The sequence below is a fragment of the Candidatus Endomicrobiellum trichonymphae genome (assembly GCF_002355835.1).
Lineage (GTDB): Bacteria > Elusimicrobiota > Endomicrobiia > Endomicrobiales > Endomicrobiaceae > Endomicrobiellum > Endomicrobiellum trichonymphae.
The window spans coordinates 659,829-677,075 of the sequence record NZ_AP017459.1; the positions used below are offsets into that span (position 1 = coordinate 659,829).

Here is a 17,247-nt window from a genome sequence, read left to right on the forward strand (position 1 = left end):
AACTGCAGAACAAGCGATATAGCTACATAGCGGCAATAATATATCCTCACTGTCTTTTTTTGATGATAAATGATATTTTGTCATTCTATTGCGGCAACGTTTTATATGATTAAGTTCGTATATAAAATACAAGGCAGGACAGGAATTTTTCGAGATATTCTACAGTATTTGTATCAATCATATCTTTTTTTAATTTAAATGCATAATATTTACCTGTTATAAATTCTATTATTCTTGAATAATCATTTGTAAGTTTGGTTATGTCTGCTTTTGAAAAATCCGCTTTTCGCGAAAAATATAGGTATATATAATTATTATCTTCAGCTATTCTTTCAATATCAAGTTTTTCAGCAGTAAGTTTTAAATTCGTTATCTCAAATAACATTTGTGTTTCATTCGGAATTTTTCCGAAACGGTCAAGAAGTTCGTTCTTTATATTTTCTATCGCTTTGATATTCTGTGCATTAGAAAGTTTTCTATAAAATAAAATTCTTATATCTTCGCCTTCAATATATGTAGGTGGAATTAACGCATTAATCTGCAAATCTATTACAGTGTTCTTTTTTTCTTGCGATTCAACCGCATCTCCTTTAACTCTTTTCCCCTCTTCTTCAAGGAGTTTTGCAAACATATCGTAACCTATATCCCTTACAAAACCGTGTTGACTTGAAGAAAGTATGCCACCTGCTCCTCTTATTTCCAGATCTTTAAGAGCAAGTCTAAAACCCGATCCCAATTCGCCAAATTCTCTAATAGCTTCGAGTCTTTTAACGGCTTCATCGCTCAAAGTCTTGTCTTTATAAAATAAATAACAGTACGCTTTTTTTCTGTCTCTGCCTATTCTGCCTCTTAACTGGTAAAGCTGTGAAAGTCCGAAATTTTCCACTTCTTCAATTATCATCGTGTTAACCGACGGTATATCCAAGCCGGATTCTATTATTGTCGTCGCCAGCAAAACATCCAATTCCATATTTATAAATTTCCACATAATTTCTTCAATATCTTTTGCTTTCATCTGACCGTATATGATCCCAAGTTTTATGCCCGGCACAAGTTCTCTGATACTTGCAGCTTTTGTAAGAATTGTTTCAATTTTATTATAAACATAAAAAACCTGACCGTTTCTTGAAAGTTCCGCTTCAATAATATTTTTAATTAGATTCTCGTCATATAACGAAATACTTGTCTCTATAGGCAGTCTGCCAAACGGCGGAGTTTCTATTACCGACAAGTCTCTAAAACCCGATAACGACGAAGATAAAGTTCTGGGAATAGGAGTTGCCGAAAGCATTAAAATATCAATATTTTTTTTCATTGACTTAATCTTTTCTTTCTGCTTTACGCCGAACCTGTGTTCTTCGTCAATTACCAATAAACCCAAATTTTTAAATTTCACGTCTTTTTGTAAAAGTCTGTGTGTTCCGATTATAATATCAATCAGTCCGTTTTCCAAATCCTGAGTTATCTCTTTTTGTTTTGCTTTAGTCTGAAATCTACTAAGCACAGCGACTTTTATCGGAAAAGGAGAAAGCCTGTCACAGAAAGTATTGTAATGCTGCTGTGCCAGAACAGTGGTAGGAACTAAAATGGCAGTCTGCATGCTTTCATGAACTGCTTTAAATGCAGCACGCACAACAACTTCCGTTTTGCCGTATCCAACATCACCGCAGACAAGCCTTTCCATGGGGTAGGGTTTAAGAAAATCGTTTTTTATGTCTTCAATAGCTTTTAGTTGGCCAGGCGTTTCATCGTAAGGAAATGTATTTTCAAGTTCTTTTTCCCATGCCGTCCCCGGACCAAAAGGTTTTCTTTTTATCAAGCTTCTTTGAACATAAAGTTTTAAAAGTTCTTCCGCAAATTTTGCAGCGGCTTCGCGCGCTCTTGATTTTACTCTTTCCCATGCGAGCGTATCCATAGAATACAGTTTAGGTTTAACGCCCTCAACGCCGATATATTTTTTTATGGTTTTTATTTGTTCTGGCGGGATATAGAGTTTATCGCCGTTTTTATATTCTATGCATAAATATTCCGAGATGCTGTTTTCTCTTGAAATGGTTTTAAGTCCTATATAACGCCCAATTCCGTATTTTTCATGAACTACATAGTCGCCCGCCAATATTTCCCAAATACCCTCTAAACGACTGCCCCCCCTTATTTTTGGAAAACTTACAGGCTTTTTCTTATAAAGCATTTCGCGGCTTGAAATACATGTAACTTTTGCATTTTCCAAATAAAATCCCCGCGACAGACTGCCATATAAAAATTCAGGATTTTTATAATTCCAGCGGTTTTCGTAAAATAGGTCTAAAATACGTTCGCGGTCGCTATCGTTTGCACAGTAAATTTTTATTTTTACATCATTTTCGGCAAAATCTTTAAGGGAATTAAAAAAAAGATTTACATTGCCTTGGAATCCCGTAAAACTTTTATAACCCTGATACTGCGACATGGCATTTAATGGATCGTTTATGATAAGTTCATATTTATCAAACGATTTTTCCGCTTCTTCACCAATCAGATAATCAAAATACAACATGGTGTTCTCTTTGTCATTGATGTCAAAATAGTCTTTGATTGTCGAATTGCATTCTGAAAAACTGACAGGTAGTATTTTGATTTCGCTGATAAAAACATTTGAAAGCTGACTTTCCGGATCAAAAACTCTTATGGCTTCGACTGTATTATATTTAAAAAGTATTCTGACAGGCATCTCACCTGCGACAGTCCAAACATCTATTATTTCGCCTCTTACCGCAAATTGCAGTTTGTCTTCAACAAAGCTTGTTCTTGTGTAACCAAAAGAGGAAAGAGATGTCACTAAATTGCTGAAATCACATTTTTGATTTTGTGCAACGTTAATACCGATATTGTTTTTGGAATCTAGTACTGGAGAATTAATTGAAATGTCCGTAGCGCACACAATAAAACTTTTTAGATTTTTTATTTTGTCTGTCGCGAAAGTTCTCTGCTGCATGTTGTCTGAAGGGAGAATAAAGATATCAGGAGCAGAGTGCGAAGATTTAACGACAGGAACATCGAGTTCACAGTCCTGAGGTGTATGGAAAGCGGAATTAAAAAAAGAATGCAAATCGTCATAAAAAGAACTGAGTTCCTCATCTTTGACAAAAGCAAACATCCGAAAATCCGAAACTTCATTAATATCACCACCGATGCTGCTTCGCATTTCGGATATGCGTCTAAATAAATAATGGGCTTTACCGCTGCCACCAATTCCTGATAAATAGATTTTATTCAAACTATTGTCTCTTCATCAACTTGTAAAAATTTTATCCGTTTCTCATATTCACTTTTTTATCTTTCACCTTTCCCAACTATCAATTTCTTTAAAAACGTTCTGGGCTTTATAAAGATAAACTATTTTTTGCACATAACCACCACTACACTAATTTCGTAATTGCGCCCAAATCTTTAAGTAATTTGTCACTTACCGGCGTTTTATTCTTAATTTTCTTTGCTTTTAACTTTACCGCTCCGCCAACAAAAAGCTCATATACTGAAAGCAGCACATCTCAAAGTCCAGTTGTCAAGCGCATTCAAAATAGTTGTTTTTGTTGTTCTTTCGAGCGTTTTGAGAATCTTATTAAGTATTAAGTTCTTCACAAAACACTAAAAATTTGGATTTTAACAATTCAAAATCGTATTTTTTCTGCATCATTTTTCTTTCCTTTTTATCTGACACAATAAGATTTTCTGCCTATAAGTCTTTTATTCTTGCAAACTCTTTCGTAGAAAGAACTTTTATAGCAGATTTTATTGTACATCTTTTTACAAAAGCTGCTAATTTATAAATTCATTAAGCCTTTTAACTAAATTAACTGTAATTGCAAGATTTTTTTTATTATTTGACATTGCTATCGTATTCACGCAATAATTTCTCAGCAAAATATATTGCATTCTCTTGTCTTTATTTTAAAAATGTATACATTTTTTCATCATTTTTCTTATATCTTTTAGAGTTTTCATTGTACTTTCTTATGGCAATATCAACTAAACTCAACGTGTTTGCACCAGTACCGCATATCTCTCTACTTCATATATTCCTTATTGATAATCTCTTTCTTGAACAGTTTAAAATAATTTGGTTCTGCTTTTTCTCCTTCACAAACTATTAAAATAACTCTAGTTTTCATGGTATTTATTTTACGCTTTTTTCCATTCATGTACAAATTTATTCATTTATTTACCCTCAAGATTTACCAAAAAGGATTCAATATTTCCTACAAACGAAATTGTATCATATATTCTTTATCGTAAGAAGCATTATTTTCACTTTAAAATCAGATAATTAATAAAGGCAAGACATCCCGCATCTATCTTTTTCAGTAAACCAGATTTGGACTCTTCTAGAAATTTGCCCACCAAACTTTGCGCAAACGGTTAAAAATAATACTTCTCCTCTTGTTCTCTTATTTAATCCTTTTCCTTTTTGAAACTCTTCCGAGCATGATATTGTTTTAAATTCTCTTGAATACAATGGTATTTTTTCTTCGTTTTTTTTCGTTCTAAAAAGCCACTTTTTAATAACTTTACTATCCGTTTAACTCACATCCAAACTTGTATTTTTCTTTATCAATCAGGACGGTCTCTGGTAATCAGTCCTCTTTCACGCATCCATTTATTTAATCGTGGTAAAACCTGTCTTTTTATGTCTGGCATTCTTTCCTTTATTTTGCTTTAACAGCAATGTTGTTGGGGTCAACTGTCTTCAAAAGATCGCCGTTTGTGTTATAGAAACCGTAATGTCCATTTATACGAATAATGTTTCCATTAGAGTCCCTGACATAAAAATAATCAGGCTTCCCACTTCTGATATTATACCACACATCCACGATGTTTCCGTCGCCATCTAAAGGCACATCTGCAGAAAGACCCTTTAGGACACCGTCGTACCCTATCTCTATCCAAAATCCGCTAACGCCAACTGGATAGATAGACTTCCCTGTGTTGTCGAATTTCCATCCCGTTATAGAGTTCAAATTTAGCTGCTTTGAATATTTCTTTCCCATATCTTTTAGCTGATCCAATGTTTTTGCGTCTGGTGCAACTCCTTTCACTGCGGATGCTACGTTTACAAACATCAACAACAACATTAAGCCTGCGATTAACTTTTTCATTTACTGTTCCTCCCTTTATTTATTTTATAGTCTACTTCTCTTTAAACGATTCAGCTGTCACTTCCATCCTTTGCCTCCTTTTTTGACAGACAGTATCTTTTCAAACGTCTCGACCATCTTCTGGACGTCTGTGGCTGTATCTGACAGCCACAGACTGTGTGTTTCTGGCGCGGACACAGTTCCCACACCGTTTTCTTTAGAAGACACCACAGCTTTGCTTTATAACTGCTCTGCGCACTGGAGCGTCTGCGTGGTACTGCTTTAAACCTTAAACAATTCTATTTCAAAAGGCGCAGGCACTTCATCATACTTACTGCCAAATGCATATTTGTCAAATTTTTAGTTTCATTGCATCATATAGATGAAATTGCAAGTTTTTTAAAAAAATTAATGACTTTAAAAGACTACTTTTTCCACTGGCATTCGCTCTGTATATAACAGCTTTTTAAGTAGTTTTAAGTTATTATTTATTAATTTTGCGTATATTGTTATCTATGTTCTTTTAAAGCGGTCGAAGTCATATCTAAAGTTGCTTCTTCAGCAAAAGATAAATAATTTGCAACCGAAAATCTGATAAGCACCCTTTCCTCTTTTATATTTTTATACAAAAATTCAATGCTTTTGTTATTTTTGAAGTTTTTCTCAAATTAAATTTATTTACTATTCAAAATGAAATCCTTACTATATACAGAAGTTTTCTTCTGCCAAATAAGAGCTGCGGACATATCTGCCGGAGGCAACTTGTTTTATTCCTGATGAAACGGCAAAAATTTCCATTGTTTTAAATTCTGCCGGACTGTATTCTCTGATTACGGGATAATGTTCCTTTGTCGGAGCAAGATACTGCCCTATTGTAAGAGTATCGATATTTGTGCTTTTTATATCCTCAATCGTTTCAAAAACTTGTGTTTCAGTCTCACCCAGTCCCAACATTATTCCCGTTTTAACTTTGAAACCTGCAGCTTTTGCATGTCTTAAAACTTTAAGGGAACGTTTATAATTGGCTCCTTTTCTTACTTTGCCGTATAGAGCGGGGACTGTCTCCAAATTATGCGAAAAAACATCAGGCTTTGCATTTAAAACAATATCAATGGATTTTGTATTGCCTAAAAAATCGGGAACAAGAACTTCAACTTTACTTTCAGGAATAAGAGTTTTTATTTCATTGATAGTCTTTGCAAAATGTTCTGCCCCTCCATCCGACAAATCATCTCTTGTCACAGAAGTGATAACGCTGTATGAGAGTCCGAGCCGCTTAATGGCTTTTGCAATTTTTGCCGGTTCGTTTATATCTACAAGTTCGGGATTATGTTTCTCTACAGCGCAGAAATCGCATTCTCTGGTGCAGTATTCGCCCAGTATCAGGAAAGTTGCAGTTCTTTTTTTAAAACATTCGCCTATATTAGGACATTTTGCGCTTTGACATATCGTATTGATTCCCTTAAAACCAAAATACTTTTTTAACAACGTTATGTCCGAAACGGTAATTTTCTTTTTTTTCTGTTTCATTTTTTCATTAAAACTTCTTTAATAATTTCTTTTAATTATTATTCTTGATTTTCTAAAATTCCTAAATCTTTAATTCCGCGCTTCTTCAACTATTTCTTCTGCAGTTTTTATAAACATTTCTTCCATTTCATTTATTTTTTCTTTCATTTTATTTTTATCTTACTTTTTCAAGTTTTTCAAGCAGAAATATACATATAATAAAATAAGTCCAAAATTCAGTAGAAAAAATGCCATTAGCGTATGTGTTGTATAAGGAAGAAGATATTTTAGAAAATCCAAAGTGGAACAACATTAGCACTGTCCCATATATCAACCACCAATATTTTACTTTTATAGTTTTCGTCTCATCTTGTTCACTTAGAGAAGGGAAAAATTAAGATCCAACAAAAAAGGAACAAGTAGTCACCAGTCACTACTGCCTATACGTGCATCCTGCCAACCAATACCACTGTAAAAACTGCAAAGAGCAAAAACATAAAGTAAGAAATCAACAAACCATCAACATAGCCCAACACATTAATCAAAATAACTAAAGGAATAATTGTAAATAACCATTTCCTGTTTAACCTAAAAGCAAATCTATTTTTTCATCCATTTAATAAAATCCTTTTCGGCTATTTTTCTCCTTAAAAAATCCCACTCAGCGTCCTTACACAAATACGCCAGTATGCGTATCAATGGCTTGTGTATGGTTGCCGTCGTGTACGCCACCTTAAGCTGTAGTTACTCAAAAACTGCACTCGGCTTAGGTTCAACTCTTTTCACTTTCTCTCTAAATAAAATATTAATCCCAAACATATCTTCTTCAATAACTTTTTTCTAAAGCATTTTTATTGTAACATGGCACCGTTAGCGAATAAATTCAACCGGCACAACGTCAAAACTTTTTACGCCTTCATAGTCTTGATTCTCATATCAATGTCTGAAGTGCCTCATACCTGCAGCAATCATCGCTATATTTCTGTCATCTGCAGATTTAATTGATTCATTGTCCTTTACTGAGCCTCCGGGCTGCACTATTGCTGTAACGCCGACTTTAGCGGATTCTTCAACCACATCCGGAAAAGGGAAGAAAGCATCTGAAGCAAGGACAAGCGGGAATAGTCTTTCATCTAATCCGTGTTTGACGCTTTTCATTTTTTCAGCCGCTATCTTTAATGAATCAATGCGGCTCATCTGCCCTGCGCCTACGCCTACTGTCTGTGTTCCTCTTGCAAGAATAATAGCGTTTGATTTAACGTGTTTGGAAACTTTCCATGCAAAATCCAAAGCTTCACTTTCCGTTTTTGTAGGCTGGCGTTTTGTCATAAGTTTTATTTCATTCAAAAGTTGATTATCTCTATCCTGCGCAAGCATCCCATGAGACATTATTCTGTATTCAACAGAATTTTTTTCCTCTTGATATGGTATTGTTTGTATTAAAAGCCTGATGTTTTTTTTCTGCGTCAGGATATCAAGCGCCTCTTTAGAATAATCAGGAGCTATAACGCACTCAACGAATAATTTGCTTACTTCGACAGCCGTATCTTTTTCAACAGCTTTGTTGAACGCTATTATTCCGCCGAAAGTACTTACGGGGTCACAATCTAAAGCTTTTAAATAAGCATCCTTTATATCCGTGCTTTCCGCACAGCCGCAGGGATTATTATGTTTGATGACGGCGCATGCCGGATTATTAAATTCATGCACCAGCTGCCATGCGGCTTCTAAATCAAGATAGTTGTTATAAGACAACTCTTTTCCGTGAAGCTGTTTTGCAGATATTACAACAGACTTATCCTGTTCTATGCCATTAGAATATAATGCGGCTTCCTGATGCGGATTTTCGCCGTACCTTAATTTTGAAAGCTTTCTGAGCGGTATTGCGATCTGCATCGGGAATTTTTCATAAGTTAAGTAAGTTGAAATTAAAGAATCGTAATATGCCGTATGACGAAAAGCTTTTGCCGCCATAGCGAGTTTCAATTCTTCCGTAATAGAATTATTTTTCAGATTTTTAATAACAACTTTATAGTCGTTTAAATCGCATATAACGATGACATCTTTATAATTTTTTGCTGCAGCTCTTAAAAGAGCGACTCCGCCGATATCTATATTTTCTATAACGTTTTGATCTATTTTTTTATCTGCCGGTTTTGGTATTTTGTTTATAGCTGCTTCAAAAGGATATAAACTTACAACCACTATGTCTATTGTTCCTATCCCGTGACGTTTTAACTGCTCAATATGATCAGTTTTGTTCCTTATTGCAAGAATTCCCCCGTGAATTTTAGGATTTAACGTTTTTACTCTGCCACCTAAAATTTCAGGAAACTCCGTAACTTCTGATATTTCCCGACACTCAATGGAATTTTCTTTTAAAATCTTTGCCGTTCCGCCACTGGAAATTATATTCCAACCCAGATTTTTCAATTCCTTTGCAAAATCAATGATTCCTGTCTTGTCTGAAACGCTAAGCAGTGCTGTTGACATAATATCATCCTTGTTATTTAATAAAATATTTTTATTATATTCTTTATCAGCGTGAGCGTGAACACAATCTAAACGCTTTTACTATATCTTGAGAAGAAAAACCTCTTCTTAAAAAGAATGATGCCGTTCTTCTTATTTCGTTTTTATCTTTTCCGCTGAACTTTTTAAATTTTGTTTTTAATATCTTAATAATCTGCTCGTAAGGCTCTATATCTGCTTTAATTGTTTCTAAAATGTCATTTATTAAACTTTTTTCTATGCCTTGTTTTTCAAGTTCAGCTTTTATTACAAATTCCCCTTCCCCTTTTTGTGACAAATAAGCCGCATAGACTTTTGCAAATTTTTTATCGTTGACGTAGTTCAATTCCTCCAGTTTCTTAACAGCTTTTGCCGCAGTTTCAGGCTCACAACCTTTTTGAATAAGTTTCACCTGCAAATTTTTGGAACTGTATGATCGTTTTGACACTAAAGCCAATGCATAAGAGACTGCTCCGACTGATTTATCATAATATGCAAATTCTTTAAATTCATTTTCTGAAATATCGCATCCCGTTTTAATACCGAATTTGACAATACTGTCAGCAAAAACCGCCAAACTTTTACCGTTTTCTAAAAATACTTTAAACATATCCTTTTTGGATTTTATTTTTTCAATTTTCTCAATATTCATTTTCTCACACTGTGAATATAAAATCGTCTGGCTCTTGTTTTAACAAAATAAACTGTTTAACACTGAGTCTGCCTTTCCCTGCAGTTATAAAATATATTTTATCAGCTCATAATCTCTGCTTCCTAACCCCAATTCTTGCGCATATTTTAACTGAATCGTCGGGTCAATTTCAGGAAAAATTTCTTTAAAGAAATTTTTCCCGAAAGCTTTGTTTACCAAATCATAGCTTGCTTGATCCACAGCGACGGGATCAATTCCGGCAACAATTCCAATGTCACTCATAAGCGGTTCATTTTTTGCAAGAGCAAAACAGTCGCAGTATTTGCTTATATGATTTAAAAAGTTTATATATGCGCTTTTTTTATCTTTCAAAACGCCTGACGCATATTCAATCATTTTTTCCTGAACTGCCGGAGGATCTTCATTCCACTTTAATTTAAAAACTTTAAATACACAGTTTACTATACACTGACCGCAGCCAGCACATTTTTCTTTATCCATAACTATTTTATTACTTACAATCGACAATGCTTTTTGGCAACAGTATTTAACACATGTTCTACAGCCACTGCAAAGTTTTTGACTTACGGTAGGTTTTGACAAATGGTGCATAGCGTATTTGCCGGCTTTGCTACCGCAGCCCATGCCTATGTTTTTTAACGCTCCGCCAAACCCTGTTATTTCATGTCCTTTAAAGTGACTCATAAATATAAAATTGTCAGCATTATATATTTCCCGCGCTATGGCAACTGTTTTAAAATATTTTAAATTGACTTCAATTTCTTCTTCGGTATTACCTCTTAATCCATCTGCAATAATTATGGGACATCCGCATTTTTCAACGGTAAATCCGTGTTTATTTGCAGTAAGAATATGATGATATGCATCAGATCTTTTGCCCACATAAATCGTACTTGCGTCGGTTAAAAACGGATAAGCGGTTTTTTCTCTGGCAATTTTTACTACAGGCAAAACATATTCGGGCTTAATATATCCTTCGTTGCCGTCTTCGCCGAAATGTATTTTCACTGCCAAAAGGTTTCTTGCTTTTACATGATTAAATATCATTGCGGCTTTTAAAAAATTATACAATTCATTTCTCATGTCCCAAGAAAGAAAATATACTTTGCTTGTCATTTTATATGCTCCTCATTTTTAACTGAGCTTATTTCCAGTCAGTCTGCCGTTTCAATTCTGCTACAGGATTAGCGGTCATTATTTGTCGTCTGCCGTAATTTCAAGTGTGAAAAAGAAAAGGCAGAAAAAAAGTATTATCTCCCATATTTGCGTAGTTGTTTTACCGCAACTTCAAAATCTTTAGCTAACGCCGCTTCAAAAGTTTTTTCTTCGCCGCTTCCCGGCAATATTAAAGTTAAAGCTGCAGCGTGAAGCGTAAGTCTTGAAATGAGCGGATTTTCAGTTTTGCCTTTTTTTATTTTATAGCCGCGTTTGAACGACGATAAAAATATAGGATCTAAAGTGCCGTATTCACCGTCTATCGCTAGCGGATGCCCAAGACTCCAAAAATGTATTCTTATCTGATGTCTTTTGACGGTAAGAGGCAGAGCGTTAACTAAAGTATAGCTACGAAAATTTTCTAAAACTTTAAAATCGGTTATTGATTCTTTCCCCGTTATGTCAATGCGTACGTTTTTTCCGGAAATAATAAGAGGCTTATTTATCGTTCCTTCATTTTCTTCTAAGACTCCTGACAACAAAGCAATATATTTCTTGCGGATTTTTGAGTTTTCAAACTGCGCACTGATATTCCTGTGGGTTTCAGGATTCTTTGCAAACACCAAAACCCCGCTAGCATCACGGTCAATTATGTGAACCACCCATAATTTTTGCTTTAGCTGGTTTCTCAATATTTCGACAAGCGTTTCGTTTTCATAAATGTTCCTGCCCGGAATAACGAACATACCGGATGGCTTATTTACGACTAAAATATTTTCATCCTGATAAATTATCTCAATTTGCTGTTTCATTTTTGCGCACTGCTTCATTGCAAGACTGCGTATAATTAGGAAACCTAATATTTTAACAAAACAGTCTGCTTTTTCAGAATTTCGTATTTTCTATCAATGACAATTTTCCTGTTAATACATCAAATTCCGCTTCGTCAACAATTTTTACATTTAATTCTTTTGCTTTTTTAAGTTTTGAACCTGCGTTTACGCCAGCAACAATATAATCCGTTTTCTTACTTACTGAAGAAGCAACTTTCCCGCCGAGTGATCTTATAATCTTGCCTGCCTGTTCTCTTGTGTGGTTTTTAAGCTCTCCGGTTAAAACAAACATTTTGCCGTCAAACTGCGTACCGGATTGTTCCGCTTCAGGTTCAATCATATTTACACCTGCTGCAATCAAATTATCTATTACATTGCGCACGGTTTTATTTTCAAAAAATTCCTTCAAAGATAGTGCCAAGATACTGCCGATTTCAGGAACTCTTGTAAAATCTTCAATGCTTGCATTAAACAGAGCCTCCATACTTTTAAATTTTTTTGCGATAATCTCGGAAACTTTTTCCCCGATACGCCGTATTCCTAAAGCAAATAACAGTTTGCTTAGAGGATGTTTTTTACTTGCTGCAACCGCTTTCATCAAATTGCTGGTTTTCTTTTCTTTAAATAAATCAAGCTTAATAAAATCATCGTATTTTAAATAATATATGTCGGCAAGGACTTGTATTTTTTTTCTGTCAAGAAACTGATCTATTACAGCTTTGCCAAATCCATCAATATCCATAGCATTTCTGCTTACAAAATGTATTAAATGTCTTCTAAACTGCGCCGGACATTCAGGATTGATACATCTGTATGCAACTTCTTCCTCATTTTCTTTGACAATCCCGCTGTTACATGACGGGCAGTTATGCGGAGGCTTAAAAAAACCTCTATTTTCTTTTTTTACAACTTTCACTATTTTAGGGATAACGTCTCCCGCGCGCTCTATTAAAACGATATCACCCTCATTTACGTTAAGACGCTCAATTTCTTCAAAATTATGCAACGTAGCATGCGATATAGTAACGCCTGCAAGCGTAACAGACTCTAAAATTGCCGACGGCGTTATTATTCCGGTGCGACCTACCTGTACGCGAATTCTGCTTAACTTTGTCGTTGCTTGTTTTGCAGGGAACTTAAATGCTATAGCCCATCTAGGGCTTTTATTTGTATATCCCAGTTCTTTTTGAAGCTGCAGACTGTTCACTTTAATTACAAGTCCGTCAATTTCATAATGCAGCAGATCCCTATTATTAATCATGATCTCCATAAAATCCATTATTTCTTTCAGAGAATGACATATTTTAAAATTATCTTGAAGCTGAAATCCGCATTTTCGGCAGTACTGCAAAAAATCCGACTGACTTTCAAATTGTTTTCCGTCGATTTTCCCAAGCGAATGTACGAAAAAGCGGAGTTTTCTTTCTGCCGTAATCTGCGGATTTTTTTGTCTTAAAGAACCCGATGCCGCATTTCTGGAATTAGCAAACTTTTGTCCTACGGACATAAGTATTTCCTCATTTAATTTCCTAAAATCAGATTTATCAATGTAGACTTCGCCGCGCAGTTCAAAGAAATAAGGAGGATTGTCTGCTTTAAGTTTATAAGGAATATTTTTTACTTTTTTTATATTTTCCGTTATATCTTCGCCGGTTTCTCCGTCGCCACGCGTTGCCCCCGCCGTCAGACTACCATTTATATAAGTTAAACTTGCACTTACTCCATCGATTTTCGGCTCGATAGTAAATTCCGTGTTTTTATTGTTAAGATTTTTTTCAATTCTTTCATACCATTTTGCAGTTTCTTTTTGAGAGTAAGTGTTGTCTAATGAAAGCATTGGAGAGGAATGTTTTATTTGTTCAAAGGATGATGAAACAAAGCCTGATATTTTTTTAGTCGGGGAATCTGGCAAGGCAAAAAGCGGATTTTCTTTCTCGATCTGTTCAAGTTCTTTCGCAAGGTTGTCATATTCGCTGTCAGATATTTCAGGATTGTTACTCTCATAATAAAGACCGTTGTGCCGAATAAGTTCTTTTCTTAGATAATCAATACGGTTTTGAATATTTCCCATAATCATTAAGCCTTTATACAACGAACAAACTCGGTTTATACGTAATGACGGCGTACAAACTTTTTATTCTAAATTTTTTTGATTTTTCTGCGTTCTTATCTTTTTAAGCTTATCTAAAATGCCGTTGACAAATTTACTTGAATCTTTTGTAGAATACTTTTTAGAAATTTCTACAGCTTCGTCTATTATAACCCTGATTGGAATATTTGTAGTAGCCATAATTTCATAAGTTGCAAGACGTATAATGTTGCGATCAACAGCTGCCATTCTTTCAATTTCCCAGTTTTTTGCGCACTGCTTAATCAAAGAGTCTAAATCTTCTTTATTATCGCAAACTCCTTTAAACAAATCTAATGCAAACATTCTATAAGCTTCACCTTTAGGGAAATACACGGCAAAAGAATTGTATATGCTTTCAATTGGAACATTACAGTTATCCACTGCATAAAGCATATGCAAAGAACATTCTCTTGCTTTTCTTCGGGTACCCATATTTTCATCCTAGTCTCATCCTAGCGCTTTTTAGTTAAGAAATTCTATAAAAATTAGAATATGGTTTCAATAGCCTAATTGTCCGCAGGCGGCGTTAATATTCGCCCCTTTTGACTGTCTTACGTTAACTGTAATACCGTTAAGTTTCAGTATACTTTTAAATTTGTTAATTGATTTCTTATCCGGTCTTTGAAATTGCACGTCAGTTACAGGATTAAAAGGTATCAGATTTACCTGAACGTCAGAATTAATAAGGTCGCACCGTTTCAGCAGTCTTGCAAGCTTATGTGCGTCTGCTGAGGATACGTTAATTCCTTTCACGAGAACGTATTCTATTGTAAGATGTGAGTTTGTTTTTTTAAGATAGTATTTTCCCGCTTTCAATATATCTTCAATGCTAAAACCGAGATTGTCCGGAACTAATTTTTTTCTTTGTCTTTCATCGACAGCATGCAGAGAAAGAGCAAGTCGAACACCGAAATTGTCATCTGCGAGTTTTTTTACTGCTGGAACGATACCTACGCTTGAAACCGTTATATGTCTTTTGCCTATGCCAAACTCTTTGCTCGATAAAAGCGAATTTAAAACGGAAATAAGGTTATTAAAATTAAGCATAGGCTCGCCCATACCCATAAATAAAATACCTGAGATTTTTTCTTTAGTATCGTTCTCAACCTGTAAAATCTGTTCTATTATTTCCCCTCTGCTTAAATTTCTTGCAAGTTTGGTTTTTCCTGACGAACAGAAAGCACACATTATTGGACAGCCTATCTGCGACGAAATACACACCGAATTTTTACCGTTTGCAGGAAGAAAAACGGCAAAAAAATATTTTTTGTCTGCTGTCCGGAAAGTATATCTTATTGTACTGTCAATTAGAGATTTTTCTTTCTTTACTATTTTTAATGTTCTTAAGAAAAACTTTTCGTCAAGTTTGTTCCTCAGTTCTTTCGGAATATTTGTAAAACTTTCAAAAGAGACAGCCTTTTTTGCATAAATCCATTCAATAATCTGATTTATTCTATAGTCTTGCTCAATTATGGGTTTTACAGCCCTATTAAACTGTGCATCATTTAGATCTAATATGTATTTTTTATAATTCTGTTTCAAGAGTTGCATTATGCAGCTATTTTTTGTTGGAATTGAAAATTTTTATTAAATTTTTTGTTGAATTATCATGATTATTGTCGGTTTGCCCTTTAAGTTCAGGCAGAATAACATTTGCCAAAACTTTTCCAAGCTCGACTCCCCACTGATCAAAACTGTTGATGCGCCACATAATTCCTTGAGTGAATATTTTATGTTCGTATAATGCAATCAAAGCTCCTAGAGTTCTAGGTGTAAGCTCATCAAATAATATACTATTTGTAGGTTTATTGCCTTCAAATATTTTATGCGGAGTAAGAATTTTTATATCTGCAGGAGAAATACCAGCTTTTTTCAGATTTTTAGTAGCTTCCTCTTTAGTAAGTCCGAAAGCCAAAGCTTCCGTCTGGGCAAAATAGTTTGCCATAAGTTTTTCGTGATGATCGCCGATTTTTTCAGGCGGGTTTACAAAACCTATAAAATCACATGGAATAAATTTTGTTCCTTGATGAATAAGCTGGTAAAAAGAATGCTGTCCGTTCGTACCCGACTCGCCCCAAATTATCGGTCCGGTTCCATAATCAACTCTACGCCCTTCAAAATTTATAGTTTTACCGTTGCTTTCCATATCTCCCTGTTGCAGATATGCGGGAAATTTGTTCAGATACTGGCTGTAAGGCAGAACTGCGTGGCTTGAAGCTCCAAAAAAATTGTTATACCAAACACCTAAAGCAGCCATAATCACGGGTATATTTTTTTCATAAGGAGCATTTAAGAAATGCTGATCTATATAGTAAGCGCCATCTAAAAGTTCGATAAATTTATCAAAACCGACATAACAGGCAATCGGCAAACCTATTGCAGACCATAGCGAATATCTACCGCCGACAAAACTCCAGAATTCAAACATATTGTTTTCGTCAATACCGAACTCTTTAACTTTTTTTACGTTCGTGGAAAGAGCAACAAAGTGATTTGCAACAGCTTTATCGCCGAGCTTATCAGTAAGCCACTTTCTTGCGGTCAAAGCATTTGTAATCGTTTCAAGAGTTGTGAAAGTTTTTGAAGCAACTATAAAAAGAGTAGTTTCCGGATTTAATTTTTTTAATACTTCGTATATATCTGCGCCGTCAATGTTGGATACAAAATAAACATTCGGCCCGTCGGCATAGTATTTTAGCGACTCACAAACCATTTTAGGACCTAAATCCGATCCGCCTATACCGATGTTTACAACATCCGTAACTTTTTTGCCTGTTGCACCAACCCATTTGCCGCTTCTTAAATCATTGCTGAAATTCTCCATTTTTTTAAGAACTGCCTTGATTTCAGGCATAACGTCTTTTCCGTTAACATAAATGGGCATATTGCTTCTATTTCTGAGAGCCGTATGCAAAACAGCTCTTTTTTCAGTCCAGTTTATCTTTTCTCCCGAAAACATCTTTTTTGCGTATTCTGTTACCTTTGCAGCTTTTACAAATTCTATCAAGAGTTTGAAAGTATCTGAATTTATGATATTTTTTGAATAATCAAAGGTTATGCCTAAATCGTTGTCACGTATAGAAAACTTGTTAAATCTGTTTTCATCTTTAAACAACTCTCTTAAATGAATCTTTTTAATTTCTCTATAATTCTTCTCAAGACCTTGCCATTGCGGTGTGTTCTTAAGCCCAAATTTGCTCATACGTTTCTCCCTATATGCGGAAAATCCTAAAACAGAAAATAAAAGAATCAAACAAACACTGATAATTAAAGACTTAAAGTATATCCTCATCTATTCATCCTTGTTGTTTATATATTTTG

12 protein-coding genes are annotated in these 17,247 nt (G+C 34.8%); all 12 read right to left on the minus strand.

All coding sequences use genetic code 11. The features are described from left to right. Nucleotides 1–109 precede the first annotated feature (109 nt). Nucleotides 110–3,256 (minus strand): transcription-repair coupling factor, encoded by a 3,147-nt coding sequence (gene mfd / locus RSTT_RS03325; RefSeq protein ID WP_096525668.1) that lies wholly within the window; start codon nt 3,254–3,256, stop codon nt 110–112. 142 nt (nt 3,257–3,398) lie between these two features. Next, entirely contained in the window at nt 3,399–3,527 is a 129-nt protein-coding gene (locus RSTT_RS06790) for a hypothetical protein (protein ID WP_269457752.1), read from the minus strand. 1,158 nt (nt 3,528–4,685) lie between these two features. Further along, nucleotides 4,686–5,135, minus strand: coding sequence for a hypothetical protein (locus tag RSTT_RS03330; protein WP_096525669.1), 450 nt, complete (start codon nt 5,133–5,135; stop codon nt 4,686–4,688). Nucleotides 5,136–5,816: 681 nt separating this feature from the next. Next, nucleotides 5,817–6,644: a lipoyl synthase gene (gene lipA / locus RSTT_RS03335; RefSeq protein WP_096525670.1), complete on the minus strand. Its 828-nt coding sequence runs from the start codon at nt 6,642–6,644 to the stop codon at nt 5,817–5,819. Nucleotides 6,645–7,559: 915 nt separating this feature from the next. Next, on the minus strand, nt 7,560–9,116 hold the full coding sequence (purH, locus tag RSTT_RS03340) for a bifunctional phosphoribosylaminoimidazolecarboxamide formyltransferase/IMP cyclohydrolase (RefSeq protein WP_096525671.1): 1,557 nt from the start codon (nt 9,114–9,116) through the stop codon (nt 7,560–7,562). 46 nt (nt 9,117–9,162) lie between these two features. Then, entirely contained in the window at nt 9,163–9,786 is a 624-nt protein-coding gene (locus tag RSTT_RS03345; RefSeq protein WP_096525672.1) for a regulatory protein RecX, read from the minus strand. Nucleotides 9,787–9,870: 84 nt separating this feature from the next. After that, nucleotides 9,871–10,923, minus strand: a complete 1,053-nt coding sequence (locus tag RSTT_RS03350; RefSeq protein WP_096525673.1) for a DUF362 domain-containing protein — start codon at nt 10,921–10,923, stop codon at nt 9,871–9,873. 134 nt (nt 10,924–11,057) lie between these two features. Beyond that, a complete protein-coding gene (locus RSTT_RS03355; RefSeq protein ID WP_172412848.1) occupies nt 11,058–11,774 on the minus strand; it encodes an RluA family pseudouridine synthase in 717 nt (238 codons plus the stop codon). 73 nt (nt 11,775–11,847) lie between these two features. After that, on the minus strand, nt 11,848–13,866 hold the full coding sequence (gene ligA, locus RSTT_RS03360) for an NAD-dependent DNA ligase LigA (RefSeq protein WP_172412849.1): 2,019 nt from the start codon (nt 13,864–13,866) through the stop codon (nt 11,848–11,850). 63 nt (nt 13,867–13,929) lie between these two features. Then, the gene (nusB, locus tag RSTT_RS03365) at nt 13,930–14,358 is read right to left on the minus strand and encodes a transcription antitermination factor NusB (protein WP_015423429.1); all 429 of its coding nucleotides are present in this window, start codon (nt 14,356–14,358) and stop codon (nt 13,930–13,932) included. Nucleotides 14,359–14,424: 66 nt separating this feature from the next. Beyond that, complete coding sequence (gene rlmN / locus RSTT_RS03370) at nt 14,425–15,468, minus strand: dual-specificity RNA methyltransferase RlmN (protein WP_172412850.1); 1,044 nt, start codon at nt 15,466–15,468, stop codon at nt 14,425–14,427. A 16-nt stretch (nt 15,469–15,484) separates the two neighbouring features. Then, a complete protein-coding gene (pgi, locus tag RSTT_RS03375) occupies nt 15,485–17,128 on the minus strand; it encodes a glucose-6-phosphate isomerase (protein ID WP_096525677.1) in 1,644 nt (547 codons plus the stop codon). Nucleotides 17,129–17,247: the final 119 nt, after the last annotated feature.

What these genes read in the sequence shown, in the direction of transcription:
- RSTT_RS03355 (WP_172412848.1), bottom strand. Translation starts at nt 11,774, where the DNA reads ATGAAACAGCAAATTGAGATAATTTATCAGGATGAAAATATTTTAGTC.
- pgi (WP_096525677.1), bottom strand. Translation starts at nt 17,128, where the DNA reads ATGAGCAAATTTGGGCTTAAGAACACACCGCAATGGCAAGGTCTTGAG.
- nusB (WP_015423429.1), bottom strand. Translation starts at nt 14,358, where the DNA reads ATGGGTACCCGAAGAAAAGCAAGAGAATGTTCTTTGCATATGCTTTAT.
- RSTT_RS03350 (WP_096525673.1), bottom strand. Translation starts at nt 10,923, where the DNA reads ATGACAAGCAAAGTATATTTTCTTTCTTGGGACATGAGAAATGAATTG.
- RSTT_RS03345 (WP_096525672.1), bottom strand. Translation starts at nt 9,786, where the DNA reads ATGAATATTGAGAAAATTGAAAAAATAAAATCCAAAAAGGATATGTTT.
- purH (WP_096525671.1), bottom strand. Translation starts at nt 9,116, where the DNA reads ATGTCAACAGCACTGCTTAGCGTTTCAGACAAGACAGGAATCATTGAT.
- lipA (WP_096525670.1), bottom strand. Translation starts at nt 6,644, where the DNA reads ATGAAACAGAAAAAAAAGAAAATTACCGTTTCGGACATAACGTTGTTA.
- ligA (WP_172412849.1), bottom strand. Translation starts at nt 13,866, where the DNA reads ATGGGAAATATTCAAAACCGTATTGATTATCTAAGAAAAGAACTTATT.
- RSTT_RS03330 (WP_096525669.1), bottom strand. Translation starts at nt 5,135, where the DNA reads ATGAAAAAGTTAATCGCAGGCTTAATGTTGTTGTTGATGTTTGTAAAC.